This is a genomic window from Chromohalobacter moromii, from assembly GCF_023091865.1.
GTDB lineage: Bacteria > Pseudomonadota > Gammaproteobacteria > Pseudomonadales > Halomonadaceae > Chromohalobacter > Chromohalobacter moromii.
Genome location: NZ_JAHXDI010000004.1, coordinates 340,147 through 364,396, shown reverse-complemented (window position 1 = coordinate 364,396; position 24,250 = coordinate 340,147). Strand labels below are relative to the sequence as shown.

Below are 24,250 nucleotides of genomic sequence, written 5' to 3'. Positions count from 1 at the left end.
TTGTGTCGGCGCGCTCTGATGACGCCTCGCGACAGCGTTATTGTGCTTGTTGCTCGACCAAAGCCATTTCCTCGCTGGTCAGCAGTTTCTCGATATCGACGATGACCAGCATGCGATCCTCAAGACTTCCCAGGCCGCTTAGATAATCGGCGGATAACGTTTCACCAAATTCGGGCGCTGGCTTGATCTGGTCGGAGGTAAGCGTCATGACATCGGATACCCCATCAACCACGATGCCCACGATCCTGTCGGCGACGTTGACCACGATCACCACGGTCTGTCCTTCGTATTCGATCTTGTCGAGATGAAACTTGATGCGCAGGTCGACGATCGGCACGATCACGCCGCGCAGATTGGTTACGCCCTTGATGAAGTCGGGGGCATTGGCGATACGCGTTACGTTTTCATAGCCACGGATTTCCTGAACTTTCAGGATATCGACGGCGTATTCCTCGCTACCCAGCGAGAACACCAGGTATTCCTGACTTTGCGTATCGATAGCCGCTTCGGCGGCTTGGGTCATATCACTCATGAACTACGTCCTCCTGGCGTGATGCGGTTAGTTCAGCGTGCCTGGGAGCGTTGGCACGCTGACGGTGCAAGCGGTTGACATCGGCGACGTCGAGGATCAGCGCCACGCTGCCATCCCCCAGAATCGTCGCGGCGGAAATGGCCGGCACCTTGCGATAGTTGGTTTCGAGGTTCTTGACCACCACTTGTTGCTGACCGACGAGATCGTCGACCAACAAGGCATAGCGCCGCCCCTCGGCCTGCAGGATGACCGCAATGGATTGGGTCGGATCCTGCTCGGAGCCGTCTATGTTCAGGATGTCGTGCAAGGCGATCAGCGGTAGGTACTCGTCGCGTACCTTGAGCAACTTGTCGTTGCCCGCCATCGAGTAGATATCATCGTTGCTGGGCTGTAGTGACTCGAGCACTGCAGAAAGCGGCAAGATGAAGATCTCCGATCCGCTCTTGATCGACATGCCATCGAGAATGGCCAGGGTCAGCGGCAATACCACGCGGGTCGTGGTGCCTTTCCCAGGCCAAGACTGAATCTCGACGTGGCCGCCCATGGCCTGAATGTTGCGCTTGACAACGTCCATGCCCACGCCGCGTCCGGAGACGTCGCTGACCTGATCGGCGGTCGAAAATCCCGCCGCGAAGATAAGCTGCCAAACCTCGTCGTCGCTCATGCTATCGGAAACGGCCAGTCCGTTATGAGCCGCCTTGGCGAGGATCTTGTCGCGGTTGAGACCGCCCCCATCGTCCTTCACTTCGATGAGGATGTTGCCACCCTGGTGTTGGGCGGACAGCGTCAGTGTGCCGGTGCGCGGTTTTCCGGCGGCCTCGCGCGCATCAGGCATCTCGATGCCATGGTCGAGGCTATTGCGCACGAGGTGCGTCAAAGGATCGATGATGCGCTCGGTCAGGCTCTTGTCGAGCTCGGTGGACTTGCCCTCCGTGACCAGCTCGATGTCCTTGCCTAGCTTGCCGGTAAGATCGCGCACCAAGCGAGGAAAGCGGCTGAACACGTAGTCCATCGGCACCATGCGGATCGACATCACCGACTCCTGCAAGTCACGCGCGTTGCGCTGTAGCAGGTTCATGCCATTGACCAGCGGCCCATGCGAGGCCACGTCGAGTTCGCTGGCGGTTTGATCGAGCATGGACTGGGTAATGATCAGCTCACCGACGAGGTTGATGATCTGATCGACCTTTTCCACCGGCACGCGAATCGTCGCCGATTCCCCACCCGCCTTTTTCTTGGCACCGCCGCCCTTGTTTCCTGGCGCCGCATTCGCGGGTTTGTCGTCGGTCGCGGCCTGGGCCGGCGCTTTTTCTGCGGGGGTCTCCGCCTGCTCGGTAGGGGTCGGCGCCTCGGGTGCCGGTGCATCGTCCTGAGACACAGCAGGTGCCGAAGCAACTTCGGCCTCTCCTTGCGCCGTCTCGGTCGGTGCAGCGATCGCAGCAATATCGAGTTGCTCAGGCTCGACGATGAAGCACATCACAGCTTCGATATCGTCGCGGCTGGAGGCACTTTCCAGCACCACCTCATAACGTGCGGCATCACCGTGCTGCTCTTTCACGGTCCCCAGATTGCCGAGTTCCTCGACGAGAAGCTCACGATCCTTGTCGGATACGTTCAAAAGCACGACACGCAGCCAGCCGCTATCGGCGTCGGCGTCCTGAGCCACCTGCGCCTGCTCCTCCGACGCTTCCTCGCCAATCATATTCTCGGCTGCTGGGCTTTCGGTTTCACTCGGCGCCCGCTCGGGGGGCGCGATGTCGGCCTCGGGCTCGCTGCCTACGCCATGCCCAAGCTCATCCAGCGCTAGCTGTTTCAGTGTCTGGCAAATGCGGGCATAGGCTTCCGGATCCGGTTCGGCGCCATTGCGGTAGGCATCAAGTTGGTCGTGAAGCATATCCTTGGTTTCCAGAAAGAGGTCGACGATATCCGTGCGCAAGGTGAGCTCGCCCTGCCTGGCATAATCCAGCAGGTTTTCAAGCATGTGCGTGGTTTCTTGCAGCACGCTGAACCCGAAGGTGCCCGCGCCGCCCTTGATCGAGTGCGCGGCACGAAAAATGGCGTTGAGTTGCTCCGGATCCGGCTCGTCGAGATCCAGCTCGAGCAGGTGGCGCTCCATGTCGCCCAGTAGCTCTTCGGCCTCTTCGAAAAAGGTCTCGTAGAATTCTGTTATATCCATGCTCGTTCCACGTGATCGTGATCGTTAGGGCGATGGCTGATCTTGCCCTTCACCGCCACCAGTGGTGCGTTCATACACTTTCGGGAGTGCGTTACGCATTAATGAGTCGGCGCCCTGCGTCGGCGACAATCCATCTCGCCGCGTATCATCCATGCCGCCGAGTATCGTCTCGGGGTTCGCCGCGCCGGCCTCGCCCTGATCGCGCATTTGTTCGGCGGCGTGCTCCGACAATACGACGATGCTTATACGACGATTGACAGCATCACTGGGCTTTGTGCCTTCCAGGTTGACGCGTGACCCCATCCCCGCGACACGCAGCAGCTTGCCGGAATCGAGTCCAGCCGCGACCAGGGTGCGCCGCGACGCGTTGGCACGGTCGGCGGAAAGTTCCCAATTGCTGTATCCGGCTTCCCCACCGGCGTAACGTAGGTCGTCCGTATGTCCGGTGAGGCTAATCGCATTGGGCACCGTGTTGAGCTCCGGCGCCAGGGCTTGCAAAAGATCGCGCATATACGGCGCGAGCCGGGCACTGCCCAACTCGAACATGGGCCGCTTGTCGGTATCGACAAGTTGAATGCGTAGGCCCTCGGGTATGAAATCGGTACGCAGCTGCGAACTCATCTGACGCAGATTTGGATCTTCGCGAACCTGGCGTTCCAGACGGTCACGAAGCACCCTCAAGCGTCGCATCTCGTCACTGGGACGGGATTGCTGGCGAATGTCCAGGCGCCGCTCTTCACCTTCGGAAAAGGTGGGGTCCGCGCCGCCACCGGGGATCGCGCTGGTACTTGCCGTCGACTTGTCGCCGCCGGTCATCGCCACCGCTAAGGGCGTTCGGAAATACTCGGCGATATTATCTAGCTCGTTTTCAGGCACCATCGACAGGATCCAAAGCACCAGAAAGAGCGCCATCAGCGCAGTCATGAAATCGGCATAGGCAATCTTCCAATTGCCCCCATGATGCCCTTTGCTGACGACCTTCTTGCGTTTGACGATGATTGGACGGCGTTCGCTACTCATGCTTAGCCCGTCCCAGTGCCGCGTGTGCCACTTCCCTCTGCCCGAACATGTTCTTCGAGCTCAGTGAATGAGGGGCGCTCGGCGGTGAACAAGGCCTTACGCCCAAACTCCACTGCCAATTGAGGCGCCAGACCGTTCAGGCTCGCCATCAGCGTCACACGAATGCATTGCAGCATTTTGATGGCTTCAGTGATTTGGAGTTGAAGTCGCTGGGCGACGGGCAGGACGAAGCCGTAGGCGAGCAGAATCCCCAAGAACGTTCCCACCAATGCCTGAGCGATCATCTGTCCCATGGCCGCCGCGCCCTGATCAGCGGCTCCCAGGGCATGAACGACGCCCATGACGGCCGCCACGATGCCAAACGCAGGTAGGCCATCGCCGACACTGTGCAGAGAATGGGAGGGGATTTCCGCCTCGTGCTGGAAGGTATCGATCTCATGCTCCATGAGCGTATCGATCTCGAACGGATCCATGTTGCCACTGACCATCAAGCGCAAGTAGTCGGTGATGAACGCCATGATCACTGGATCACTAGAGATCTTGGGATAGTCGGAGAAGATCGCACTATCCTCGGGAGCGTCGATATCACGTTCGATGGCCAGCATGCCGTCCCGCCGTGCCTTGGTCAGCAGACGGTACTGCAAGGCCATCAACTCCATGTACATCGCCTTGTTGTACTTATTGGTACGCTTGAGCCTCGAAAACGCACGCAGGGTGGCCTTGATCGCCTTGCCATTGTTGGCAGCGATAAAGGCACCCACGGCAGCACCGACGATCATGAGAATTTCGGATGGCTGGAATAGCGCACCGAAGTGGCCTCCGACGAGGGTATAACCGCCCCCGATCGATGCGATAACAACCAAATAGCCGATTAGAATCAACACAGCAGAACGCTCCTAGCGGCATGCATGACTGGCCCGTTGATATCTCTATCGGCAGGAAGCGACACGCCTTGAATGAAAAAACGCAGAAATGCGTCGTGCTGCTTCCTTGTATCGGCCGTTACCCCCTAATGTCGCGACGACAGAACGCCTATCTAGCGACGAGGCGTCGCGCCGTCATCCCATCCGACTCAGAAGGCGACACAGGCTGACGACGCGGCGTGGTCACCCGTTCTTCGGCCTGACGCTTCTTACGTGTCTTGCCGGCACGCGATGGTGGCTGACAAATACCGCACACGAAGTCGTGATCGGGACTGTATGCGTGGGCGACGAACCGGCCACCGCAACTGGTGCACGGCGAGAGTTGCATCATGCCACTTTCGAAGAAGCGAATGAGCGTCCAGGCGCGCGTCAACCCCAGCACCGGCTCCCCCGCTTCGAGGCTGACTTGCTCTAGGTAGAGCCTGAAGGCTTTGACGAAAGCCGACATTCGCTCGCAACCGCAGTCTTCGAGCAGACTCGAGTAAATGTTGTAAAACAACGAGGAATGGATGTTCGGCATCCAGGTAATGAACCAGTCGGTCGAAAACGGCAGCATGCCCTTGGGGGGCGACATGCCACGCACTTCCTTGTAGAGCTTGACCAAGCGCCCACGACTCAAGTCCGTCTCGGTCTCGAGTACCTGCAGGCGTGCCCCCAGATCGATCAATTCGATGGCGAGCTGCACCTGCAGCATTTCGCCCACTAGACTTTTCTCGCTCACGACGATACTCCTCAGTTCGAAGAGACAGACGAGCACTCGTTACGTGCGCTCGCCATCAACAGGGCAGCATGCGTCTGCCCCAACCCCTGCTCCCGCTGATTGTGGGTCAGCTTTCGCAGTTGCTCCGGCTCGTCATAGCAGAGTCGGCAGAGCAGTTGATTCGTTCGCGCGAGTTGTGTCAGTTGCTTGATCGACAAGGAAGCGATGAGATCCGCCATTTCGTCGTCCATCTTGAGACGAAAGAGCGCGGTAGTACGATCTTCGCTGATCATGCGCTGCGTAAGCAGCAGGTAGGACAGGTTGATATCTTGGATATCATCCAGAAGGCTATCGGTTTCCATATAAATCCCTGCGTACGACGTTATTGTGGTGAAGGAGGCTTCTACGGCCTCTCTCCGATGAGCCAGTTTTTTTGCTTTTTCGGCTGACTCGATTCTTACCGTCGCATCATTTTGAGACGTTTTTATGAAAAGATTCAACATCTCCTACATGGAAACCAACAATTCCTTACAAAAAAAGAATGAGGCTTCTCATCCGTAAATTCGATATCACCCATGCTGCATGGGGCGATAACACGCTAACGGCAAGCGTTGCCGAGGGATCAGAGGCCTGCCACAGCAGATTAATTATTAACAAGCTACATGACGCGGGGTGCGTCAATAAACCGCATCCCTTCGTCGCAATTCAGCGACGCGCGGACGTTTCTGACTCAGTATTCAAGCTCGCCTCTTCACGCTCCAGGTCATAGACCCAGGCCAGTAGCTCGGCAATGACTTGATACAGAGTGGGAGGGATTTGAGCATCCAGATCGACCTGCATCAAAAGCGCCACCAGCTCGGGGGCATCATGCACGAAAATACCCTCGCTCTGGGCTGTCGAGACGATGCGTTCAGCCAGGTCTCCATACCCCTTGGCGACCACCACAGGCGCCGCCGAGGGGTCTTGATAAGCCAACGCAACGGCGCGTCGCCTTTCGTCGGGCGTGTCATTCATGGTGCTGCTCGCTTGCGTCGTTGCTAGACATGCGGTGCACGTCGATCACAGCCTGAACGCCTAGGGCATCAAGGCGCTCATGCAGGGCCGACGCCTGTTCCGAAAGGCGCTCCAAGGCCGCCCCCTCAGGCGCCGAGATCGTCAACGAGGCCCGCTCGGCACGTAATGTCATGGCGATATGCACGTCACCGAGGTGCGGCAAGGAAATATTCATCTCACTATGCCAAGGTGATTTGTCGTGCCCCTGCGATTGCGACTGACCGTCGGCATCCTGACCATCGCCCCCCGACCATTGCTGCAAGGTCATGGCCAACATGACACCCGGCCACAGCATGCCTTCCCAACGCAACGACGGCGTCACCAACATCTCCAGTTGGTGGCGGACGACAGACTGCAAGGTATCGTTTTGATCCGTGCCGATTTGCTGCAAGGCTGAACTCGCCAGTGTCTGGCGCTGTCCGCTCGTTGACATATCCCCCCGTGCCGCCAGCAACTCCGGAGAAGCGCCTTGCTGCGCGAGCCAGGGCGCCTCGGCGAAACGATTGGCCGTGGTCGCGGGGCTTAAGGAAGTTAACGTGGCCGGTGATGCCATCTCGGCCATGGCCGCGCGTGAAGTGGGCGGCCCCGTGTCTGCCATACGCGCCGCATGAGGCGTTTCGGCCGCAGCGAGTCCGGTTGCCACCATGCGCGGTGCCAATGCCATCTGCGGTTCGCGCGCCAACGCAGCCGTCGACCATTCGCCCTTCAGCCAACGCGCCAGATGCGACTCGTAGAAGACACCACTGTGTTGAATATTTTGCTGCAATTGAGATGCGAGAAGCCTCGGCGACGCATCCCCCTCCTGGAGCAACGGCTGCGGAGAGGTTATCGACGAAGGCGGGGCCGGGAAACGCACAAGCACATCGGCAATGGTGCGTGCGGCAGTACTAAAATGGGTAGTGGATGAGCTGGGCGTCGCCGTCGAGTGCTCTCCCGACTTGCCTGAAGACATGCCCGACTCAAGAAGCGCCGAGGCACGTGCCGCGGTGAGTTCAGCCTGTGAGGAGCCGCGCTGCTGAAGTCCGCCGCCTTCACGGGTCAATGATTCGATGGCATTCCCAGAGAGCACCGGCTTGACCGGCGCAGGCAGGTCAGTCGTTCGAGGCGCGTCGATACGTTGCCCCAGCACCTGATGGAGCAGCGTGTCGATAAGGGGCGTGATGCCACTCACGTGCGCCCTTCAGTGCCCCGAGAGGGACGTGTGCGTTGCGATAGCGTGCCCTGACCTTGATTATAGGCACGCACCAACGCTTGCTGGCGCCGAGAATTGCCGATCAATTGCGTAAGCTCCTCGCAGCGGGCATCGAGCTGTTCTCGAATGACGCGATCATGCTCGAGAATTTCCTCGATCATACGCGCGCAATACTGGCGGTCTTGCTCACTGAGCTGTTCACCTTGAGGTGCGCGCCGCAATGTCTCGACATCGGCCACATAGCGGGCACGCTGCTGAATCAGCGCATCCCACTCCTGGTGACGTGCACTTTCGAGCATCGCCCGAGAACGCTCGAGCATATTCTCGTAGATGTCTAGACGCTCCGACGCATTGCTCATGTCATGACCCATCCACTTGCGGGGCAATTTCGCGCCAAGCCGACCCGATATCTTCCAACAGATGCGCGGCCTCGTCGAGCGCGGCCTGATCGTTGCGCAAGTTGGCCCTCAGCAACAATCGCGCGACATAGTCATACAGACTGCCCAAGCGCTCCGAGAGTTCGCCGCCGCGCTCATAATCGAGCGCCGCAGCCAACCCGTTGTTGACTATATTTAGAGCCTTGGAAATGGCCTGCCCCTTGGCGGAGATATTGCCATCCTCCATGTGCATCTTGGCAGCCCGAATGGAGGCTTGCGCGCCGTCGAACAGCATCACGATCAACTGGTGGGGGCTGGCCGACATCACCCCGGATTCGACGCCGACACGGGCATAGGCCTGGGCGCCTCGCATCATATTCATGATAGTTCCCCTACTGGTTCATTTGTGCGTTCAAGCTGTCGAATTGCTGAGTCAGGTAAGAACTCGTCGAGTTCATTTGCGACACCAGTGAGTCCAAATCGGCGAATTGGGTGCGGTAGCGCTCCACTGTCGCATCGATGGAGGCTTGCATACTGGTATAACGCTCACCAAGACGCTCGATGGAGGTATCGATACCGCTAGTAGCAGTATCCAGCGCTCCCCCCTCATCCAGCAGGTTGCCCAAGACCGTGTCCAGACTCGCGGCGAACCCATCACCTTCTTCAGCGTCGACATTCCCGACGAAAAACGAACTGACACTGTCGAGATTGCCTTCGATCGCTTCGTCCAATGCTTCGTCGTCAACCTCAAGCGTTCCATCGAGCGCCAAGGAAATTCCCATATTGGACAGCAACGCAAAATCACCGTCCCCAACATACCCCATGGCATTGCGCAGTTGCGATTCCACGCCACGCAACGTGGAGTTGCCGAGCAACTCCCCTGCTGCTCCGGACTCGGCGTCGAACGACGTCAGGCTCGACATGCGCTCTTGCAACGAATTGTAGGCCTTGACGAAATCATTGAGAGAATCCTTGATCGCGCCGTCGTCGCGGCTGAGCGTCAGCGCATCCGGCTCACCTTCGTTGGTCGCCTGCAGGTCGAGAGTCACCCCTTGCAGTGCCCCTTCGACATGATTCGACGCACTGGTGATATCGATACCGTTCACGCTCAACCGTGCATCCTGCGCGGCCACTGTTTGACGCATATCGCTGGCCTCGGGGGCAGCGGCATCAAAACCGAAAGCCGCTTGCAGCCCTGCCTCTGCAGAGGAGATCGCGATTTGATTCGCTTCGCCCGTCTCGGAGGCAGTCAGCACCAGACGCTGGGGCGTATCGCTGCCATCGTGGATGATCGAGGCACTGATACCGGCACCTTCCGAGTTGATAGCGTCCCGCAAGCCTTCCAAGGTGTTGTTGCTATCGTCGAGGGTGATGGAAAACGCCTCGTCACCGACACTGAAAGAAAGCTCGCCAGTATCGAGTTCGGCCTCTGCTTCGAACCCCTCGGAAGCAAGCGTCTGCGACCGCGCCAAGGCGCTAACTTCCACCTGATAACGCCCCGGAACGGCCGTATTGTCAGTCGATACGCTGACGGCATCGCCCTGCATTTTGCTGCTCAGCGCCTGGAAGGTTTCGGGATCACTGAGCGCCGTTGCCGACTCACGCAACGAGTCCAGCGCGCTTTCCAGGCGCCCGAAGGCTGACAGCTTGGCTTCGTAGCTTTTCTTCTGTTCGGTAATCGGCTCTAGCTTCGCGCTTTCGGCCTCTTCCAGTTCGTCCAGCAAGCCACTCAAATCCAGCCCCGAGCCAACACCCAGGGAAGTAATCGTTGGCATGACATGCCCTCAGCGAATAGGTTGATCTTTTTACCATGAGGCTCGCCGACGCTAGCGCCGAAAAGACTAACTTTACGAGCTTTATTCATACATCGGCCCCAGGTGCATAAACTTTAGCCCTTGCGCGCGATCGTTTCTCACGGCTCTAGACAGGGCGGCGCGCCCCGCCCCTACCGTCGACGCTGGCAATATCACGCCTCGATGAGCGATGATAGGCAACTCGAATCGACCCCAGGAGCCACAGCCACGATGGACTCGACATCGCTTTTCGCCGACTACGCACGCTGGCAACGCTTTCAACGTCAAGACCAGCTACATCGCGAGCATAACGCTGCCGTGCGCAAACTGGCCGAGTCAGGCGCCATGGCGTCGCGTGTCGCCGAAGGGTACCGCAGCATGGCGGAAAAAGGTGCCGCCGAGAGCGCTTGTTACCGCACTCTATTTCTGCGCCAACGCTCCCATGAAGCCTCGCTGGCATGCGAAGGCTGGCTCTTCGTGCGCCGCGTTCTTTCTGAAGGCGGTATTACGCGTGTACGCGGCACGCTGCTTGAAAGCTTCACACTCGAAGATGGCAGCCTCACACCTGGCGACAAGCCAGCGCTCAAGGTCACACTGGATATTTACGACGAAATTCTCGTCAAACGTACCATGAAGATGGGATGCCGCATCGACCGTCAGGATGACGATCGAGACATCCATTTCATTACTTTTCTCGACAGTGTGCGTGGCGATCTTCGCCAGCACATGTAAATCCGCCCGCCAAGCCTCGTCCAACGGTTTACGACGCGGCTTAGCGGCTCAGCTAATGGGGCAAAATCCATCATGACGACATCTCCTTCACCGAGCCTCTATTCCACGCTGACTCTATCGGAGCTGGACGGCGTCACCGGCATCGCTCAACCACGCGCCACTCATCATAAGCTGACGCTGGATAGCCCGGCGGCACGACTGCTGACCGATTTCAGCACGCAGCGCGCCCAGACCATCCTGACTTCCAACACCATCTCGCAGGCTCTCAACACCATGAAACAGGCAGGCGTGCGCTTGCTCATGGTCATGGGCCCGGACGGGCGATTCACTGGTGTCATCAACGCGCGCGAGCTGGTCGGAGGCCGCAAGATCACCATCGCCATGCAGAAACATGATGTGCCGCGCGAGGAAGTCACCGTGGATATGATCCAGACGCCGCGCGCGCAGTTGCATTCACTGTCGCTAGCACAGCTGGAAGCTGCACGAGTGGGTGATCTCGTGGAAACGCTCAAGGCATCCGGCGATCAACACTTGCTGATTACTGCACCTGGAGAGCAGGCCCCGATCATTCGCGGCCTGATTTCGGCCTCCGATATCAGCCGGTCGTTGGGGATCGACCTCGATCACCCACCGGAAGCGCGCAGCTTCGCGGCCATCTGCCAGGTCATTCTCGGGCACGACCTGTAATACATGCCCCACCGGGTTCGGGGCCACTCCCGAGCCCGGTGGCGCTTATCGACGGCCGAAGGAGTTTTGCATGCTCGAGTGGTTGCAAGATCGCCTATTCCGCCAACACGGTATTGCTATCTGGGTCATCAAACAATGCGACGACACGACCTTACATCTTTGCGGCAAGGGGATGGCAGAAGGCACGGAGCGGATGTCGCGTCGCCGACGCACATTGGCCCGCGGCACGTTCGTGGGACCGGTGCGCATCGGTGAGCACCATGAGGTCTTGCACTCCGATCTCTTCGCACGGCTCCCCCTACGCGACGAATTACGCCTGATCGATGAGCGTGAAGCCGAGTATGCCGGTCGACGTTATCACGTCTCCTGGGTTCCCGAGCGTTGCTGGCGCTTCCAAGGCCCTCTGATTTCTCAACCCCAGCGCAACGACGGAAAATTGCGCTTCGTCAGCCACGAAGACGTCGCCTCGATACGAGAAAAGACCGCCGCTTCCAGCGCGCAAGCAATGCCACCGCGCACCTCCGATGGGTGGTCGCTGGCTGCACGAGACGACTAGCCATCATCGCGCCATCCCGATATCTTTCCGGACATTCGTGACACCATGACTTCCAACACCGTTCTCGTTCTTTATGCTGGCGGCACTCTGGGCATGCTCGACGGGCCTCGAGGACTTCGCCCCGGCAGCGACTTCGAGACGCGTCTGCGCCAAGCTTTTACGCATCTCGCAGCGCACCGGCGCGATGCCATACCACCTTTCGAAATGCTCGAATACACGACGCCCATCGACTCGAGCAGCGCCACGCCCGCCGACTGGCAACGCCTGGCGCGTGACATCGCCGACCGCTATGCGGCCTATGCCGGCTTCGTGGTGCTGCATGGCACCGATACCTTGGCGTGGTCCGCCTCGAGCCTAGCTTTTCAATTGCAGGGCCTGGGCAAGCCCGTCGTCGTCACGGGGGCGCAGAAACCGCTGGAAGCGCCTCACAGCGATGCACTCGACAACGTCGAAATGGCGCTGCGCTTCGCCACTCGGTCGGATCTCACCGAAGTCGCCATCGCCTTCGGCGGCAAACTCATGCGCGGCTGCCGCACCCGTAAATGGGAGACTCAAGCGTTCGATGCCTTTTACGCCCCCAACTGGCCATTACTGGGCGAGATCATCGATGACGAGCCGGTCCTCTATGCCACGCGATGTCTATCGCCTAGCGGCGCGCCACGCTTCGAGCTACCCGACTTGATGCCCACCTCGGCGGTCATACGCCTGCCACTGTGGCCCGGCATTCACGCACGTCAGATCGCGCGACTGCTCGACGACGACACGGTCCACGGCGCCGTTCTCGAAAGCTGGGGCAGTGGCAATATCCCTGAAGACGCTGCCTTGGCAGGCGAGCTGGCCGCCGCCAGTAGCCGTGGCACGTTGCTCGCCGTCATCAGCCAGTGTCCGCACGGCCCCGTGACGCTAGGCACGTATGCCAGCGGCAATGTACTCAAGGATATCGGCGCGCTGGCCGGCGACGACATGACGCCAGAAGCGGCGTTTACCAAGCTCGTCCATCTGTTATCACAGCCGCTGCCCGAGGCCCAGCGCCGGCGTCAGTTTCTATCCTCGCTATGCGGCGAGCGCAGCGCGCTGACTTGACGCCACGCTAGCCGGCAAATGATTCGCCGGTTACACTGTGCGCGCTTCGTCCGGACCGGATCCCGGGCGTGTTTCCCACACGTGTCGTGACACGTGTGGGAGGCTACAAATTCTCCGCTCAGGACAACTCTCATGACCGACATATCGCGCCATGCGCCTCACCCTTCCGGCGCTGAATCAAACGCCATTACCGCGCTCACCACACCTGACGATACCGCCAAGGCGGTGGTCATATACTCCGGCGGGATGGATTCCTATACCGTCCTGCATCGCGCCTTGCGCGCCGGCTTCGAGGTGCACGCTTTGTCGTTTCACTACGGCCAGCGCCATTCGCGTGAACTCGAGACTGCAAGCCAGGTCTGCCAGCAGTTGGGTATCGCCCATCAAGTAGTCGACATTCGTGCCATCCACGGCCTGATCGGCAACTCCGCCCTGACCGATGCCGATCGCGACATGCCTGGGGGCGACTACGATGCCGACAACATGGCCGCCACGGTGGTGCCCAATCGCAACATGATCCTGCTCTCCCTAGCCATCGGCCACGCCATCAACATCGGTGCCAATGTCTGCTTTTATGGCGCCCATGGCGGCGATCATGTGCTGTATCCCGACTGTCGTCCCGAGTTCGTCGAGCGAGTGAATGACGTCGCCGCCATCGCTGATTTCAATCCCGTGCGTGTCGCCGCACCCTATTTGTATGTCAGCAAGCACGCCATCCTGGCCGACGGCTTGGCGATGGGGCTCGATTACGCCCAGACCTGGACCTGCTATCTGGGAGGCGAAAACGCCTGCGGACAATGCGGTAGCTGCCGGGAACGTCTGGCGGCCTTCGCCGCGCAGGGGGTCGATGACCCTCTGACCTATTCCGCTGCGGAGAAGATGTCGTAATGTACAGCGTCAAAGAAGCTTTCTATACGCTCCAGGGCGAAGGCGCGCGCGCTGGGCGTGCCAGCGTGTTCTGCCGCTTCACGGGCTGCAATCTCTGGTCGGGGCGTGAACGCGACCGCGCCACCAGCCACTGCCGCTTTTGCGATACCGACTTCATCGGTACCGACGGTCAGCACGGCGGTCGCTTCGCGGATGCCCAAGCCTTGGCGGCTCATCTCATTAGCCTCTGGCCTCACGCACAGGAGGCCGCCGTGCCCTACGTGGTCTTCACCGGCGGCGAGCCGTTGCTGCAGCTCGACACACCGCTGATCGAGGCCATGCATGCTCAGGGTTTCGAAATCGCCGTCGAGACCAACGGCACGCTCCCGTCACCCGACGGTATCGATTGGCTATGCGTCAGCCCCAAGGGCGATGCGACGTTGCGCATCACACAAGGCGATGAGCTGAAACTGGTGTTTCCGCAGTCCGATGCCATGCCCGAGCAGTTCACGCATCTCGCCTTCAAGCATTTCTATCTGCAGCCAATGGATCTCGCGCCACGCGGCGGACAAGGCACGACCATGAAGGACACCGTGTCTTACTGTCTCGCTCATCCACAATGGCGACTGTCGCTGCAAACTCACAAGATCGCGGGAATCGACTGATGACGCTTTTCGTCAACCACCTCACCCATATCGACGCCTCGCTATGGTCGCCCGAACATGGCTTGACCGGCGTGAGCTGGCATGTCGATGCCGAGCTCGAGGGCGAACTCGGTCCCGACGGCATGCTGTTCGACTTCGGAGAGGTCAAACCCTGGATCAAATCGCGGCTCGACGAAGGGCTCGACCACACTTTGCTGGTACCGACACAAGCACCAGGAATCCAGGTGTTCGATTGCGCCGAAGGGCTCTGCCTGCGCACGCAATTCCCTTATCCCATGGAACTCCGGGGCCCGCGTCAAAGTTTCACCTTACTACCTTGGCCAGAGATCACCACAGAGCAAGTGGCCACGCACCTCTCCACCGAACTCAGCCGTCGACCGCCCGCCAAGGTGGAAACGATTCGCCTGCGTTTACGCGACGAAGATATCGAGACGGCCGCCTATACTTACAGCCATGGGCTCAAGCACCATTCGGGCAATTGCCAGCGTATCGCCCATGGTCATCGATCGCGCCTGCATATCTGGCGGAACGGCCGACGCGACCCTGAGCTGGAGAGCCAATGGGCACAGGCGCTGGATGCCTGCTACTTGATTCACGACGAGGACCTCGCGCCGCAAGCCGATGAGTCTCTAGATACGTTGAGTGTTGCCTATCGCGCCGATCAAGGGCGATTTCACCTGACACTACCCCGCGAGCGCTGTCATCTACTTTCCACGCCCACGACCATCGAGCATATCGCTGCCTGGCTAGCGGAAAAGATCGCCCAAGAGACGCACAGCCGGATTCGCGTGCAGGCTTTCGAGGGAATCGACAAGGGCGCCATCGCCGAATCGGCGTGACCGAAACGTCGAACGCATCACCCATCATTCGCTATACGGAACATCTTCATGTCTTGCCGCGTCGGTTGTGGCGCGTGTTGCATCGCGCCGACCATCAGTTCCCCCATTCCCGGTATGCCCGATGGCAAACCGGCGGGCGTGCGCTGCGCTCAACTCGATGAAGACAATCGCTGCCGCCTGTTCGGCGATTCCCGGCGGCCTGCCGTTTGTCATGCCTTCGATTACGACCGCGCGGTTTGCGGCGACAGTCGCGAAGAAGCGCTGACCATCCTCGAGGATCTAGAGCGGAATACCGAAACGCCTTCCTGAGCCGCTTCCCTAGACCGCCAAACCATGAGCGATCTCCTGCACAAACTAAAAAAGCGCGACTCCAGGGAGCCGCGCTTTTTACCTTTACCCGTGGGTATCGATCAATGACGCTCGATATCGGCCTCTTCGCGTAGTGTCTCGGTCAAGCCTTGAATGGCTGCCTGGGCACGCAACCTCTGGGTCATCATTTGCGTACTATCACCCGCGTTACCGGTATCGCCGTCGCGTACGTTGGTCAATTCGATGACGGCGACCCCCTCATCGGTAGAAGCCTGCCCGAAGCTGCTTCCCTGATCGGGATGCGGCAGGCGGAAAGCCTGACGCAACACGCCGTCGGGGGCTTTGTCACCATCGCGTGTGGCATTCTCGATGCTCTGCCAGTCGAGTGACACCGACTCTCCCTTCTTAAGTGCCTCGACCGATGCTTGGGCGCGGGCTTCCAGCGCTTTACGTGTCTTGACGGCCTGGGTCGCTTCACGCACCTGATCCTTCACATCATCGAGCGGCAAGGTCGTGGCATCACGATGATCGGTGACACGCACTACAGCACGGCGTTGATCGTCGAGTTCCAACACATCGCTGTTATAGCCATTTTCCAGCACATCCTCGCTGAAGGCAGCATCCATCACACCTGGCTCAGCGAGCACGCCATCGACACTGTCCCTGGAGACCCAATCGCTCGTCTGCATCTCAAGGCCGAGCTCGTCGGCAACGCTCTGTAAGTCCTCTGCCGCATAGCTTTGATCTTCCAGCGCCTGGACCTGCTCGTTAAACGCATCACTTGAGTTGTCGAGACGCACTTTCTCGGCGAGCTGGTCGCGCTTTTCGTCGAAACTGGGGAAATCGATGTCGGTGACCTTGATTAGATGCAAGCCATCGCCACCATCGACGATCGACGACACGTCGCCCTCGCCCAGCGAGAAAGCGGCGTCGTCGAACGCTTCGCCCAAGAAGCCGCGGTTGATCACGCCGAGATCCCCGCCCTGGTCGGCGGATGCCGAGTCGTCGGAGTATTCAGCCGCCACCGCGGCAAAGTCCTCACCATCGTCGAGCTTGTTCTGAGCTTCTTCGATCCTTGTCATGGCCTCGTCGCGAGAACGCTCGTCGCCATAATCGACCATGATGTGTGCAACTTCACGTGGAGCGTCCTGGCGCTCTTCTGCGTAAGCGTCTCGCAGTTGCTGCTCATCGACGTCGACATCCTGGGCCACCTCTTGCTGATCCAGCACGACGTACGCGATCTTGACCTGCTCAGGACGTTGATACTGATCTTGGTGCGCGTCGTAATAGTCCTGCATGTCATCTCGACTCACCTCGACCGGGGTATCGAGATCGTTTGCCGTCAGCGCGGCATAGCGGAAGTCACGCGTCTGATTCTCCAAGGCCTGCAAGCGTTTGGCTTCCCCCGGCAACACCAAGGTCGACAGTCCGATGCCCTGCTGAAGCTGCTGGCGCTTCATGTCACTGCGAAGTTCCCTACGAAACGACAACGGCGTGTAGCCCGCTTGAGAAAGACGGTTAGAGAAGACGTCCTGGGAAAAGTTTCCCTCTGAATCCTGAAACTCAGGACGGCTCACGATGAGCCGATCGATCTGGGCATCGGAGAGATGCATGCCCCCTTCCTCGGCGTATTGATCCAGCAATTCAGTAGAGATCAGTTGGTCGATAACCTGTTTACGCAACTCGCGTTCTTGGTCGGGCGGGACTTGCCCAGAACGAATAGCGCGCTGCACCTGCATCTCGACCGCTCGCTTACCGATCGACTCGCCGTTCACAGTCGCGGCGTCATTACTGCCGGAGGTAAAGACCCCGACCAGGGACTCGGCCCCGAAGAGTGCGAACGTCACGATGATCGCGCCGACGATCATTTTGGCGGCCCACCCTTGGGAACCCTCTCGAATTCGTTGCAGCATGCTTGCCTCGACGTGATGGAGATTCTTGAAACCAAAAGGGATTATACCGGCATCGAGTGTGTCCCGGTCAAAATGGGCTCACACTTCCAGCACAGCTACCGGCATGCAGCACAGCCACCGGCATGAAAAAGGCGCACCGCTTACGCGATACGCCTCTTTGGCTGGACCGAACCGACACGACATCTCGCTTCAGACACGGCTTTTGTCATGCGTCGCGCTCATGACGACCACCTCGGTCCCGCTCGACCGGTCTTAGTTGACCGAGTCCTTGAGCGCCTTGCCTGCCTTGAACGTCGGCACCTTAGCGGCACTGATTTCGATCGTCTGACCGGTCTGAGGGTTACGACCGGTACGCGCGGCACGCTCCTTGACGGAGAATGTGCCGAAGCCAACCAGTGCGACGGAATCGCCCTTTTTCAGACTATCGGAGACGGTCTCGACCATCGCGTCGAGCGCACGGCCTGCAGCCGCCTTGGGAATGTCGGCAGATGCAGCAATGGCTTCGATCAGCTCGGACTTGTTCACACTTCACCCCTTGACTGTTTCGGTAATGACTGGAAATCGGCGCGAAACTTCCACTTCCTGAAGCGTCACAACAAAGGCTGGAATTTATAGCAATGCCACGAAACTCTTGTCAAGAAAGCTTCGCGCCGAGCCGCGCCATGCGTGGGTTCATACCACGACATGGCCGCTAAATTCTGTCAATGCGTGCTGATATTGGAACGCGAAGGCTGACTAGTTTCCGCTAGGGAATCACCGGTTTCAACCTCTGCCTTTCCGACCAGCGCCGCGTCGAGAACTTCATCAATCCATTTAACGGGCCGGATATCCAAAGCATCCTTGATATTGTCCGGCACTTCCTTGAGATCCCGGCGGTTTTCCTCCGGTATTAGCACCGTCTTTATACCACCGCGCCGCGCTGCCAGCAATTTCTCCTTGAGACCGCCGATCGGCATCACTTCCCCACGCAGGTTGACTTCACCGGTCATCGCCACGTCACAACGGACCGGACGCGCGGTATACGCCGACACCATCGCGGTGACCATAGCGACGCCAGCGCTGGGGCCGTCCTTGGGCGTTGCCCCTTCCGGCACGTGAATGTGCAGATCTTCCTTCTCGAAACGGTCAGGATCGATGTCCAGCGCTTTGGCACGAGCCCGCACCACGGTATGCGCGGCATCCACGGACTCCTTCATGACATCGCCAAGAGAGCCCGTCTTGTTGAGACGTCCCTTGCCTGGGGATACCACCGACTCGATATTGAGCAACTCACCGCCCACAGACGTCCAGGCAAGCCCAGTGACACGCCCAACCTGATCCTGCTGATCGGCCAGGCCATAGCTGAAGCGACGTACGCCAGCGTAGGCCTCGATATCCGATGCGGCAAGCAACTGAGGACCTTGCGCGCCTTGTTGCTTCTCGGCCTCGACACGTTCACGCAGCACCTTACGGCTCACCTTGGCGACCTGGCGTTCCAGCTCACGAACGCCCGCCTCGCGGGTGTAGTAACGCACCAGCTCTAGCAGAGACTCGTCCGAGAAGCTCAGCTCGTCCTCCTTGAGCCCATTGGCCTTGAGCTGCTTGGGCACTAGATACCGCTTGGCGATAGCGAGCTTTTCGTCTTCCGTGTAACCGGGCAGACGAATGATCTCCATGCGATCGAGCAACGGCTCGGGAATGTTCATCGAGTTCGCGGTGCAGATGAACATGACATCGGACAGGTCGTAATCCAGCTCCAGATAATGATCGCTGAAGCTATTGTTCTGCTCGGGATCGAGTACTTCGAGAAGAGCCGACGACGGGTCGCCACGATGATCCATGCCGATCTTGTCGACCTCGTCGAGCAGGAAGAGCGGATTGCGCACTTCGGCCTTGCTCATGCGCTGGATCATCTTGCCCGGCAGTGAGCCGATATAGGTACGCCGATGGCCACGAATCTCCGACTCATCGCGAATCCCGCCCAATGCCAGGCGTACATAGCGTCGATTGGTAGCCCGCGCAATCGATTGCCCCAACGAGGTCTTACCAACCCCCGGCGGGCCCACTAGGCAGAGTACTGGCCCCTTGAGCTTCTTGACGCGCTTTTGGACGGCAAGGTACTCGAGGATGCGTTCCTTGACCTCTTCCAGACCATAGTGGTCTTCATCGAGCACCTTCTGCGCATTCGCCAAGTCGTGCTTGACGCGCGAGCGCTTCTTCCAGGGCACCGCCACCAGCCAATCGAGGTACGAACGCACCACCGTCGCCTCGGCCGAGGTCGGCGCCATCATCTTGAGCTTGCCCAGCTCCTGACGCGCTTTCTCGGCCGCTTCTTTGGGCATGCCCGTGGATTCGATCAGCTGCTCGTACTTGTCGGCCTCGTTGGGCGCATTCTCGAGCTCACCCATTTCCTTCTGGATGGCTTTCATTTGCTCATTGAGATAGTACTCGCGCTGCGACTTCTCCATCTGGTCCTTGACGCGCGAGCGAATGCGCTTTTCCACCTGCAGCAAATCGATCTCGGATTCGATCAACGCCATCAGGTGCTCGATGCGATCACGCACGCGATCCATCTCGAGCAATTCTTGCTTGTCGCCGATCTTGAGCGACAGGTGGGCACAGATGGTGTCCACCAAGCGGCTGGGATCCTCGATTCCGGACAACGAATTGAGTACTTCGTTAGGAACCTTCTTGGACAGCTTGACGTACTGCTCGAACTGATTGAGTAGCACGCGCACCAGCGATTCTTGCTCACGTTCGGTCAGCGTCTCGCTTTCGCGGCGAACGGCTTCGGCCGAGACGTAACCCGCGTCGTCCTCATGAATATCTCGGACATCGGCACGGTAATCACCTTCAATCAATACCTTGACGGTACCATCAGGCAGCTTCAGGAGCTGCATGATTTCGGCCACCGTGCCGACATCGAAGAGATCGCCGAATTCCGGGTCATCTTGACCGGCCTCGCGCTGGGCAACGAGTAATATCCGCTTGTCGTTTTCCATGGCCGTCTCGAGCGCGCGAATCGACTTCTCGCGCCCCACGAACAGCGGAATCACCATCTGCGGATAGACAACCACATCCCGCAGCGGCAAAAGGGGAAGACTCAAGGTCTGTTCAGCGTTCTGCTCCATCGCAGACGTTCCTCAACAAATTCGGTGGATGGGCCGCGAGACGGCACTAATGCCAGAGAAATGGGGGCGCATCCAGCATGATGCAACCGTGCAGCCCTTCGGTTTCATGGCGCAAAACAGGGACACATACGAAAAGGGGGCCCTTAGGCCCCCACGGTGACTCAGGCTAGAGCTCAACCGTCCTTGCCAGCTACCTTGCTTTCTTCCTGTTGGGAATAAATCAGTAGCGGCTCACTGTCACCGGTGATGACAGAGGCGTCGATGACCACCTTGGTGACATCCTCCAGCGATGGCACCTCGTACATGGTATCGAGCAGCACGGACTCGAGGATCGAACGCAAACCACGTGCCCCCGTATTGCGTTCCATGGCCTTGTGAGCCACGGCACGCAAGGCATCCTCGCGAAACTCCAGCTCGACACCTTCCATGTAAAACAGGTGCGTGTACTGCTTGATCAGCGAGTTCTTGGGCTCGGTGAGAATCTGGATCAAAGCTTCTTCGCTGAGCTCGGTCAGCGTCGCGATCACCGGAACACGACCCACGAACTCAGGAATCAAACCGAACTTGACCAAGTCCTCAGGTTCGACACCCGCAAGGACATCCCCCATCGATTTTTCAGAGTCCTTGCTCTTCACTTCTGCGTTAAAGCCGATACCACCTTTCTCGATACGGTCCCGGATCACCTTCTCCAGCCCTGCAAACGCCCCGCCGACGATGAACAGCATGTTGCTGGTATCGACCTGCAGGAATTCCTGCTGGGGATGCTTGCGACCACCTTGTGGCGGTATCGAAGCTGTCGTACCTTCGATCAGCTTGAGAAGCGCCTGCTGAACGCCTTCACCGGAGACATCGCGCGTAATCGAGGGATTGTCCGACTTACGCGAAATCTTGTCGATCTCGTCGATGTAGACGATCCCACGCTGCGCCTTGTCGACATCGTACTCGCACTTCTGCAGCAGCTTCTGGATGATGTTCTCAACGTCTTCACCCACATAACCGGCTTCGGTCAGCGTCGTCGCATCGGCGATCGTGAACGGAACGTTAAGCAAGCGGGCCATGGTCTCGGCCAGCAAGGTCTTACCACTACCGGTCGGGCCGATCAGGAGAATGTTCGACTTGCCGAGTTCGACATCGTCGGTCTTCACATCGGCACGAAGACGCTTGTAGTGGTTGTAGACCGCCACCGACAGCACCCGCTTGGCACGGTCCTGCCCGATGACATAATCATCCAATGTATAACGGATCTCGCGCGGTGCCGGTAGGCGCTCGTCATCGCCCTCGGCATCGGCCTCCAGCACTTCTTCGCGAATGATGTCGTTGCACAGATCGACACATTCGTCACAGATGTAGACGGAAGGACCCGCGATCAGCTTGCGCACTTCGTTCTGGTTCTTGCCACAGAACGAGCAGTACAGCAATTTGCCGCTCTCGTCTTTGCCTTTGCCGTCAGCCATTCGTGTACCTCGTGATAGCGGCGGCCCTGACGAACCGCCGGTAATAAATGCATGTCTCGCTAATCGCTACCATGTTTGGTTAAACGCTATCAGGATACAGGGCGCTTATCCAGCATGGCATCGATGAGGCCGTACTCGGCCGCCTGGGCGCCGTTCATGAAATTATCGCGATCCGTATCTCGTGCAACCGTTTCCACATCCTGGCCGGTATGCTTGGCAAGAATTTCGTTGAGTTGCTGGCGGATGTTGAGAATTTCCTTGGTGTGGATCTCGATATCGGCGGCCTGCCCCTGATAACCACCCAACGGCTGATGAATCATCATCCGTGAGTGCGGCAGGCAATAGCGCTTACCCTCGGCGCCACCGGCAAGCAGCAACGCTCCCATGCTCGCGGCCTGACCGACGCACACGGTGGACACGTCAGGCTTGATGAACTGCATGGTGTCATAAATAGACATTCCCGCAGTCACAGAGCCGCCCGGCGAATTGATGTAAAGGTGGATGTCCTTGTCGGGGTTCTCGGATTCGAGAAACAACAACTGAGCCACCACCAGATTGGCCATGTAGTCCTCGACCGGGCCAATCAGAAAGATAACGCGCTCTTTGAGCAGGCGAGAGTATATGTCGTAGGACCGCTCGCCACGCGCGCTCTGCTCCACCACCATGGGGACCAAACCGCCGGCGTTGCTGATATCGAACTCGTTGCCCATTGCGTGGCTTCCTTAATTCGGTGACTGATTGCTCCAGTGACTAGAGACCCGGCCGTAGCCGGGTCCAGGCACTTGCGACGGCACGCGAGAAAGCGCTTAGGCGCTAGTCTCTTCCTGCGCTTCGTCCTCATCATCTGCTTCTTGCTGCTGCTGTGCCGCTTGCAAAGCCTGCTCATAGGACATCTCGACGTCCTTAACCTGAGCTTGCTCCAGCAGCTTGTCAACCGCCTTGTCTTCTAGAACCGAGGACTTGACCTGGTTCTTCATGTCCTCGTTTTTGAGGTAATGCTCAACCACTTGCTCAGGCTGCTGGTACTGCTGCGCCAACTCTTCGACGCGTGCCTTGATTTCGTCGTCGCTGGCGTCGAGTTCATTGACCTTGACGACTTCGGCCAACAGCAGACCGACCTGAACGCGCTTCTTCGCCTGGTCGGCAAACAGCTCGTCAGGCAGTTGGGAAACATCGAAGTCTTCCCCCAGACCAAACTGCTGTGCAGCCTGGCGCTTGAGACCCTCGGTCTCCTGCTGAATCAATGCTTGCGGGACCGGAATATCATTAGCCTGCTGCAACGCTTCGAGCGCTTGCTGCTTGACGCGATTGGTCACGGCCTGAGATAGCTCGTGCTCCATGTTCTTCTGCACGTCGGCGCGGAAGGCAGCGACGCCGCCCTCTTCGATACCGAAGCGCTTGATGAACTCATCGTCGACCTCGGGCAACTGCTTGCCAGCCACCTTGTGGACCTTCACTTTGAAAGTGGCTTCCTGCCCCGCAAGGTGCTCCGCCTGATAATCTTCGGGGAAGGTCACCTTGATCTCGAGATCGTCACCGGCCTGGGCACCCACCAGTTGCTCTTCGAAACCAGGGATGAAGCTATTGGACCCAAGCTCCAGCTCATGGCCTTCGGCGGCGCCACCTTCGAACGGCTCATCACCCAGGAACCCTTGGAAATCGACGGTCACCTGATCGCCATCGGCCGCGGCACGCTCGACCGTTTCCCACTCGGCGTTCTGTGAACGCAGCGTGTCGATCATCTGATCGACATCGGCCTCGGTCACCTCCGCCTGGGGGCGCTCGATTTCAGTGTTTTCGATCGTGTTGAGCTCGAACTCGGGATATACCTCAAGAATAGCGACGAACTCCAGGTCCTTACCGTCTTCGTCGACGGTCGGCTCTACCTGAGGAGAACCCGCTGGATTGAGGCTTTCCTGAGTGATCGCCTGCACATAGTGCTGGCGCATCATTTCGCCCACCACCTCGTTGCGGACTTCTTGGCCGAAACGCTGACGCACAACCGTCTGCGGAATCTTGCCACGCCGAAAACCGTTCAGCCGCACGTTCTTGGCGGTTTCCTGGAGACGGGTAGCCACGGCTTGATCGACTTCGGCAGCCGGCACTTGGACGGTGACACGACGTTCGATCTGGGAAGTCGACTCAACGGAAACTTGCATGAATGATCCTCTACCGACTGGGGGCGTTCTGAAAATAAGTATAAGACGAGGATTCTATGAATCCCCATTCACGCTGGCAAGCGTGCTGCGAAGTTTATGGGGCTGTATGC

The 24,250-nt window shown here is 58.8% G+C and carries 25 protein-coding genes; 8 read left to right on the top strand and 17 right to left on the bottom strand.

What is annotated here, in order from left to right; all coding sequences use genetic code 11:
* Nucleotides 1-37: 37 nt before the first annotated feature.
* The 11 genes from KZO83_RS14680 to fliD form a co-directional block, all read right to left on the bottom strand.
* A complete protein-coding gene (locus KZO83_RS14680; protein WP_040241454.1) occupies nt 38-532 on the bottom strand; it encodes a chemotaxis protein CheW in 495 nt (164 codons plus the stop codon).
* Complete coding sequence (cheA, locus tag KZO83_RS14675; RefSeq protein ID WP_247621296.1) at nt 525-2,708, bottom strand: chemotaxis protein CheA; 2,184 nt, start codon at nt 2,706-2,708, stop codon at nt 525-527. Before cheA ends, KZO83_RS14680 begins: the two co-directional genes overlap by 8 nt.
* Nucleotides 2,709-2,732: 24 nt before the next feature.
* Nucleotides 2,733-3,728 (bottom strand): flagellar motor protein MotB, encoded by a 996-nt coding sequence (gene motB, locus KZO83_RS14670; protein ID WP_075369672.1) that lies wholly within the window; start codon nt 3,726-3,728, stop codon nt 2,733-2,735.
* 2 nt (nt 3,729-3,730) lie between these two features.
* A complete protein-coding gene (motA, locus tag KZO83_RS14665; protein WP_247621295.1) occupies nt 3,731-4,612 on the bottom strand; it encodes a flagellar motor stator protein MotA in 882 nt (293 codons plus the stop codon).
* Nucleotides 4,613-4,760: 148 nt separating this feature from the next.
* Complete coding sequence (gene flhC, locus KZO83_RS14660) at nt 4,761-5,372, bottom strand: flagellar transcriptional regulator FlhC (RefSeq protein ID WP_040241462.1); 612 nt, start codon at nt 5,370-5,372, stop codon at nt 4,761-4,763.
* 11 nt (nt 5,373-5,383) lie between these two features.
* Nucleotides 5,384-5,713: a flagellar transcriptional regulator FlhD gene (gene flhD, locus KZO83_RS14655; RefSeq protein ID WP_040241465.1), complete on the bottom strand. Its 330-nt coding sequence runs from the start codon at nt 5,711-5,713 to the stop codon at nt 5,384-5,386.
* A gap of 343 nt (nt 5,714-6,056) precedes the next feature.
* Complete coding sequence (locus KZO83_RS14650; protein ID WP_040241467.1) at nt 6,057-6,365, bottom strand: EscU/YscU/HrcU family type III secretion system export apparatus switch protein; 309 nt, start codon at nt 6,363-6,365, stop codon at nt 6,057-6,059.
* Entirely contained in the window at nt 6,358-7,575 is a 1,218-nt protein-coding gene (fliK, locus tag KZO83_RS16440; protein ID WP_040241468.1) for a flagellar hook-length control protein FliK, read from the bottom strand. The genes KZO83_RS14650 and fliK overlap by 8 nt, the downstream gene beginning before the upstream one ends.
* Nucleotides 7,572-7,955, bottom strand: a complete 384-nt coding sequence (gene fliT, locus KZO83_RS14640; protein ID WP_052444954.1) for a flagellar protein FliT — start codon at nt 7,953-7,955, stop codon at nt 7,572-7,574. The genes fliK and fliT overlap by 4 nt, the downstream gene beginning before the upstream one ends.
* A gap of 1 nt (nt 7,956) precedes the next feature.
* Nucleotides 7,957-8,355: a flagellar export chaperone FliS gene (gene fliS / locus KZO83_RS14635; RefSeq protein WP_175575893.1), complete on the bottom strand. Its 399-nt coding sequence runs from the start codon at nt 8,353-8,355 to the stop codon at nt 7,957-7,959.
* Between the two features lie 10 nt (nt 8,356-8,365).
* Nucleotides 8,366-9,748, bottom strand: coding sequence for a flagellar filament capping protein FliD (gene fliD / locus KZO83_RS14630; protein WP_075369670.1), 1,383 nt, complete (start codon nt 9,746-9,748; stop codon nt 8,366-8,368).
* 249 nt (nt 9,749-9,997) lie between these two features.
* Between fliD and KZO83_RS14625 the strand changes: the two genes are divergently transcribed.
* From KZO83_RS14625 to KZO83_RS14590, 8 genes are all read left to right on the top strand, one after another.
* Nucleotides 9,998-10,498 (top strand): hypothetical protein, encoded by a 501-nt coding sequence (locus KZO83_RS14625; RefSeq protein ID WP_075369669.1) that lies wholly within the window; start codon nt 9,998-10,000, stop codon nt 10,496-10,498.
* 72 nt (nt 10,499-10,570) lie between these two features.
* Complete coding sequence (locus KZO83_RS14620) at nt 10,571-11,185, top strand: CBS domain-containing protein (RefSeq protein WP_075369668.1); 615 nt, start codon at nt 10,571-10,573, stop codon at nt 11,183-11,185.
* 70 nt (nt 11,186-11,255) lie between these two features.
* Nucleotides 11,256-11,741 (top strand): hypothetical protein, encoded by a 486-nt coding sequence (locus KZO83_RS14615; RefSeq protein WP_247621294.1) that lies wholly within the window; start codon nt 11,256-11,258, stop codon nt 11,739-11,741.
* 45 nt (nt 11,742-11,786) lie between these two features.
* A complete protein-coding gene (locus KZO83_RS14610; RefSeq protein ID WP_247621293.1) occupies nt 11,787-12,824 on the top strand; it encodes an asparaginase in 1,038 nt (345 codons plus the stop codon).
* Between the two features lie 132 nt (nt 12,825-12,956).
* Nucleotides 12,957-13,712, top strand: a complete 756-nt coding sequence (gene queC / locus KZO83_RS14605; protein ID WP_075369665.1) for a 7-cyano-7-deazaguanine synthase QueC — start codon at nt 12,957-12,959, stop codon at nt 13,710-13,712.
* A complete protein-coding gene (gene queE / locus KZO83_RS14600) occupies nt 13,712-14,356 on the top strand; it encodes a 7-carboxy-7-deazaguanine synthase (protein WP_247621292.1) in 645 nt (214 codons plus the stop codon). The genes queC and queE overlap by 1 nt, the downstream gene beginning before the upstream one ends.
* The gene (locus KZO83_RS14595) at nt 14,356-15,195 is read left to right on the top strand and encodes a 6-pyruvoyl trahydropterin synthase family protein (protein WP_247621291.1); all 840 of its coding nucleotides are present in this window, start codon (nt 14,356-14,358) and stop codon (nt 15,193-15,195) included. Before queE ends, KZO83_RS14595 begins: the two co-directional genes overlap by 1 nt.
* Before the next feature lie 48 nt (nt 15,196-15,243).
* Nucleotides 15,244-15,504 (top strand): YkgJ family cysteine cluster protein, encoded by a 261-nt coding sequence (locus KZO83_RS14590; protein ID WP_247621290.1) that lies wholly within the window; start codon nt 15,244-15,246, stop codon nt 15,502-15,504.
* A gap of 101 nt (nt 15,505-15,605) precedes the next feature.
* Here the strand turns inward: KZO83_RS14590 and KZO83_RS14585 are convergent, their stop codons facing one another.
* From KZO83_RS14585 to tig, 6 genes are all read right to left on the bottom strand, one after another.
* Entirely contained in the window at nt 15,606-17,417 is a 1,812-nt protein-coding gene (locus KZO83_RS14585) for a SurA N-terminal domain-containing protein (RefSeq protein ID WP_247621289.1), read from the bottom strand.
* A gap of 252 nt (nt 17,418-17,669) precedes the next feature.
* The gene (locus KZO83_RS14580) at nt 17,670-17,942 is read right to left on the bottom strand and encodes an HU family DNA-binding protein (RefSeq protein ID WP_040241491.1); all 273 of its coding nucleotides are present in this window, start codon (nt 17,940-17,942) and stop codon (nt 17,670-17,672) included.
* Nucleotides 17,943-18,118: 176 nt separating this feature from the next.
* Nucleotides 18,119-20,527, bottom strand: a complete 2,409-nt coding sequence (lon, locus tag KZO83_RS14575) for an endopeptidase La (protein ID WP_178997410.1) — start codon at nt 20,525-20,527, stop codon at nt 18,119-18,121.
* 173 nt (nt 20,528-20,700) lie between these two features.
* Entirely contained in the window at nt 20,701-21,981 is a 1,281-nt protein-coding gene (gene clpX / locus KZO83_RS14570; RefSeq protein ID WP_040241497.1) for an ATP-dependent Clp protease ATP-binding subunit ClpX, read from the bottom strand.
* A gap of 89 nt (nt 21,982-22,070) precedes the next feature.
* Entirely contained in the window at nt 22,071-22,691 is a 621-nt protein-coding gene (clpP, locus tag KZO83_RS14565) for an ATP-dependent Clp endopeptidase proteolytic subunit ClpP (RefSeq protein ID WP_040241499.1), read from the bottom strand.
* Nucleotides 22,692-22,787: 96 nt separating this feature from the next.
* Nucleotides 22,788-24,140, bottom strand: a complete 1,353-nt coding sequence (gene tig / locus KZO83_RS14560; RefSeq protein WP_178997407.1) for a trigger factor — start codon at nt 24,138-24,140, stop codon at nt 22,788-22,790.
* Nucleotides 24,141-24,250: the final 110 nt, after the last annotated feature.

Coding starts and splice junctions, on each gene's coding strand:
- queC (WP_075369665.1), top strand. CDS start 12,957: ATGACCGACATATCGCGCCATGCGCCTCACCCTTCCGGCGCTGAATCA.
- cheA (WP_247621296.1), bottom strand. CDS start 2,708: ATGGATATAACAGAATTCTACGAGACCTTTTTCGAAGAGGCCGAAGAG.
- KZO83_RS14650 (WP_040241467.1), bottom strand. CDS start 6,365: ATGAATGACACGCCCGACGAAAGGCGACGCGCCGTTGCGTTGGCTTAT.
- tig (WP_178997407.1), bottom strand. CDS start 24,140: ATGCAAGTTTCCGTTGAGTCGACTTCCCAGATCGAACGTCGTGTCACC.
- KZO83_RS14595 (WP_247621291.1), top strand. CDS start 14,356: ATGACGCTTTTCGTCAACCACCTCACCCATATCGACGCCTCGCTATGG.
- fliD (WP_075369670.1), bottom strand. CDS start 9,748: ATGCCAACGATTACTTCCCTGGGTGTTGGCTCGGGGCTGGATTTGAGT.
- motB (WP_075369672.1), bottom strand. CDS start 3,728: ATGAGTAGCGAACGCCGTCCAATCATCGTCAAACGCAAGAAGGTCGTC.
- KZO83_RS14585 (WP_247621289.1), bottom strand. CDS start 17,417: ATGCTGCAACGAATTCGAGAGGGTTCCCAAGGGTGGGCCGCCAAAATG.
- fliS (WP_175575893.1), bottom strand. CDS start 8,355: ATGAATATGATGCGAGGCGCCCAGGCCTATGCCCGTGTCGGCGTCGAA.
- KZO83_RS14615 (WP_247621294.1), top strand. CDS start 11,256: ATGCTCGAGTGGTTGCAAGATCGCCTATTCCGCCAACACGGTATTGCT.
- KZO83_RS14680 (WP_040241454.1), bottom strand. CDS start 532: ATGAGTGATATGACCCAAGCCGCCGAAGCGGCTATCGATACGCAAAGT.
- KZO83_RS14625 (WP_075369669.1), top strand. CDS start 9,998: ATGGACTCGACATCGCTTTTCGCCGACTACGCACGCTGGCAACGCTTT.
- queE (WP_247621292.1), top strand. CDS start 13,712: ATGTACAGCGTCAAAGAAGCTTTCTATACGCTCCAGGGCGAAGGCGCG.
- clpP (WP_040241499.1), bottom strand. CDS start 22,691: ATGGGCAACGAGTTCGATATCAGCAACGCCGGCGGTTTGGTCCCCATG.
- clpX (WP_040241497.1), bottom strand. CDS start 21,981: ATGGCTGACGGCAAAGGCAAAGACGAGAGCGGCAAATTGCTGTACTGC.
- KZO83_RS14590 (WP_247621290.1), top strand. CDS start 15,244: ATGTCTTGCCGCGTCGGTTGTGGCGCGTGTTGCATCGCGCCGACCATC.
- fliT (WP_052444954.1), bottom strand. CDS start 7,955: ATGAGCAATGCGTCGGAGCGTCTAGACATCTACGAGAATATGCTCGAG.
- KZO83_RS14610 (WP_247621293.1), top strand. CDS start 11,787: ATGACTTCCAACACCGTTCTCGTTCTTTATGCTGGCGGCACTCTGGGC.
- flhD (WP_040241465.1), bottom strand. CDS start 5,713: ATGGAAACCGATAGCCTTCTGGATGATATCCAAGATATCAACCTGTCC.
- KZO83_RS14620 (WP_075369668.1), top strand. CDS start 10,571: ATGACGACATCTCCTTCACCGAGCCTCTATTCCACGCTGACTCTATCG.
- lon (WP_178997410.1), bottom strand. CDS start 20,527: ATGGAGCAGAACGCTGAACAGACCTTGAGTCTTCCCCTTTTGCCGCTG.